Below are 3,112 nucleotides of genomic sequence, written 5' to 3'. Positions count from 1 at the left end.
TAAGGCGAGAGATTGACTCGATCCTTTACTCCCCAATCTTTCACCCATACCACAAAGTTTTTAATCGCTTTGGATTTGGTGATGATTTAAGGGCGTGGATGCTTTGCCGCGTCTACCCCTTCGAGGACTTCCTGGACGAACATGGACGCGCGATCGTCCAGTACACAAAAGGGACGCACGATCCAGAGCTTGGCAAAAAGACGTCAAAGCCTCGAAGCAAGCGGCGATTCAAGCAAGCTCTAGGCGTGGGCAGAGTTTCGCAAAGCTCCGGATCCAGTGTCCGATCTGGATCCAAAATGAAGGGTAGCAGTGACGCGCGATCGGCTATTTGGCTGCACCTAAACACCGCCTATGAAATGTGCCTGAGCCAGTCAGGCAACAGAAGAAAGAATATCCGGTTCACGGATGAGCCTGTCCGCGCAAAGATAGAGGAATATTTCATTTCCCGCGCGTATGAACCCGAGGGGAAAGGGCTGAAGAAAAAGAAGGGCGACGCCTTGAGGGCAGCCCGCAACGCGACCTGTAGAAAAATCGCGGAACTCGTATTTTCGGAGTTACTTAAAGATCTGGGTTCCCCTTCCGACGACGTCACGGGCTAACAAAAGCCCCCTCGCCTAAGTAGTAGGATGAGGGGGTCTTTTTTTTTGAAGCTCCAGGATCCATAGGGAAGGGGAACCGTCCCGATCGAGGTTCGGTAAACACACCTTCATCGCAACGCCAACCGCGCTCAACATATAGATCGGTAGGCTTAAAAAATATTGAAGTTCAGATTGAAGTTCAGACACCCTGCTGACTTTTGTTAATGGCCGCAACATCCACGCGGACCGCACCAGCAAACATCATTGAATTTCTTGTAGTTATTGGAGCCAGAATATCCCTATGGGTAAAGTAGTTGGAATCGACTTAGGAACGACAAACTCTTGCGTCGCCGTGATGGAAGGGGGTAAACCCACCGTCATCGCCAACGCCGAAGGCGCTCGCACGACCCCGTCCGTCGTCGCCTACACCAAAAATGGGGACCAACTCGTCGGTCAAATCGCCAAGCGTCAGGCGGTGATGAACCCGGAAAACACCTTTTACTCCGTCAAGCGCTTCATCGGACGCCGCCACGACGAAGTTACCCACGAAACGACCGAGGTTTCCTACAAAGTTCTCAACGCCAACAACAACGTCAGATTAGACTGTCCGGCCCGAGAAAAACAATTCGCACCGGAAGAAATTTCCGCCCAAGTGCTGCGCAAGCTGATCGACGACGCGAGCACCTATCTCGGCGAGAAAGTCACCCAAGCCGTGATCACCGTTCCCGCCTATTTCAACGACTCCCAACGTCAAGCCACCAAAGACGCGGGTAAAATTGCCGGGGTCGAAGTGCTGCGGATTATTAACGAACCGACCGCCGCTTCTCTCGCCTACGGTCTCGACAAGAAGAGCAACGAAACGATTCTCGTCTTCGACCTTGGTGGTGGGACCTTCGACGTGTCCATCCTCGAAGTGGGCGACGGCGTGTTTGAAGTGCTGGCGACCTCTGGGGACACCCACCTCGGCGGTGACGACTTCGACAAAAAAATTGTAGACTGGCTCGCTGCCGAATTTAAGAGCGCCGAAGGGATCGACCTGCGTAAAGATAAACAAGCGCTGCAACGACTGACTGAAGCGGCAGAAAAAGCTAAAATCGAACTGTCGAGCGTGAGCCAAGCGGAAATTAACTTGCCGTTTATCACCGCGACTCAAGACGGTCCGAAGCACTTAGACCTGACGTTGACTCGCGCCAAGTTTGAAGAACTGACCGCCGACCTGATCGACCGTTGCCGGATTCCGGTTGAAAATGCCCTGCGCGATGCCAAACTGGATAAAGCGGCGATCGATGAAGTGGTGATGGTCGGGGGTTCTACTCGGATTCCCGCCGTTAAAGAACTCGTCAAGCGCATCTTGAAAGAACCGAACCAAACGGTCAACCCGGACGAAGTGGTGGCGATTGGTGCGGCGATTCAAGCCGGGGTTCTCGCCGGGGAAGTGAAGGACATCCTGCTGCTCGACGTTACGCCTCTGTCCCTGGGTGTGGAAACCCTCGGCGGCGTCATGACCAAGATTATCCCGCGCAACACCACGATTCCGACGAAAAAATCCGAGGTGTTCTCGACGGCGGTGGACGGTCAAACGAATGTGGAAATTCACGTCCTCCAAGGGGAACGGGAAATGTCGGCGGACAACAAGAGTCTCGGAACTTTCCGCCTCGACGGGATTCCTCCGGCTCCCCGTGGGGTCCCTCAAATTGAGGTGACTTTCGATATCGACGCGAACGGGATTCTCAACGTTACGGCGAAGGATAAGGGAACTGGAAAAGAACAGTCGATCAGTATTACTGGCGCTTCCACCCTGCCGTCCGACGAAGTCGATCGCATGGTCAAGGAAGCTGAAAGCAATGCGGCTGCCGATAAGGAACGTCGCGAGAAAATCGACCTCAAGAACCAAGCGGATTCGTTGTCTTATCAAGCTGAGAAGCAAATGAGCGAACTCGGCGACAAGGTGCCTGCGGACGAGAAAACCAAGGTCGAAGGACTCATCAAAGACTTGCGCGAAGCGGTCAATCAAGAAGATTTCGATCGCATCAAGAGCCTGACGACCGACTTGCAACAAACCCTGTATACGATTGGTAGCAATATCTACCAACAAGCGGGGGGTGACGGCGCGGCTCCTGGCGGTGGCGCTCCCGGTGGTGGCGCTCCCGGTGGTGGCGCTCCCGGTGGCGATGCGTCTTCCGGTGGTGGCTCCGATGATGATGTCATCGATGCTGAATTCTCGGAAACGAAGTAGTTCGATCGCATAATTTAGCGGGTAGGGGCAGGGTAAAATCTGTCTCTACCGATTTCAAACCCGCTCTGGCGGGTTTGTTTTTGGCAATTTTTAGGGATTATTTGATTTTTGATTTTTGATTTTTGATTTTAAATAGAGGGAGTTCTGATTCCGCACTCCCGATTTCCTCCTCCCTACTCCTTACTCTCCCGTATGATACGATTGGTGGGTTCTGGAATTGGATCGATCGCCAGTATTTCGGGGTTAATTGCTTGAGGAGGGTGACGGTGGATAAACGAGGGGGCAAGGGTTGGCGGCG

General features: G+C 53.3%; 1 protein-coding gene and 1 pseudogene. Both read left to right on the top strand.

Annotated elements, in window-relative coordinates:
* A pseudogene (locus tag JJD41_RS25105) lies at positions 1-599 on the top strand (hypothetical protein); the annotation flags it as partial.
* Between the two features lie 280 nt (positions 600-879).
* Entirely contained in the window at positions 880-2,814 is a 1,935-nt protein-coding gene (gene dnaK / locus JJD41_RS22300; RefSeq protein ID WP_168570425.1) for a molecular chaperone DnaK, read from the top strand.
* The last annotated feature ends 298 nt before the right edge of the window (positions 2,815-3,112 follow it).

Source organism: Oxynema mangrovii CENA135, from assembly GCF_016632315.1.
GTDB classification, from domain to species: Bacteria; Cyanobacteriota; Cyanobacteriia; order Cyanobacteriales; family Laspinemataceae; genus Oxynema; species Oxynema aestuarii.
This window is presented reverse-complemented; position numbering and strand designations above follow the sequence as displayed.

Excerpts from the sequence above, each read along its gene's own strand:
- dnaK (WP_168570425.1), top strand. The coding sequence starts at position 880 with ATGGGTAAAGTAGTTGGAATCGACTTAGGAACGACAAACTCTTGCGTC.